At 40.9% G+C, this 247-nt stretch carries 1 protein-coding gene; it reads right to left on the minus strand.

Annotated features, from left to right (window positions below; translation table 11 throughout):
• A partial coding sequence (locus tag IEQ44_RS18750; protein ID WP_498371234.1) for an acyl-CoA thioesterase occupies window positions 1-247 on the minus strand: 247 nt, incomplete at both ends.

Below are 247 nucleotides of genomic sequence, written 5' to 3' on the forward strand. Positions count from 1 at the left end.
GTTTAATTTTGCCAGATAGCAGTAAACTTAGTTGTTTACGTCGTAAGGCAGCATCGTAACGTTGTTTTTCTAATTCGGTTTCAGGAATAAGTTCAGGAATTTTAACAGGACGACCAGTTTCGTCTACAGCGACAAAGGTGTATATCCCCTCATTGGCTTTAGTTCGATCGCCAGATTGACGATCTTCAATCCAGGCATCTATAAAACCCTCCATTGAGGTGTTAAATGCGCGAGATACTTTTGCTTC

The sequence above is a fragment of the Nocardioides malaquae genome (assembly GCF_015070385.1).
In the GTDB taxonomy this organism is placed as follows: Bacteria; Actinomycetota; Actinomycetes; order Propionibacteriales; family Nocardioidaceae; genus Nocardioides; species Nocardioides malaquae.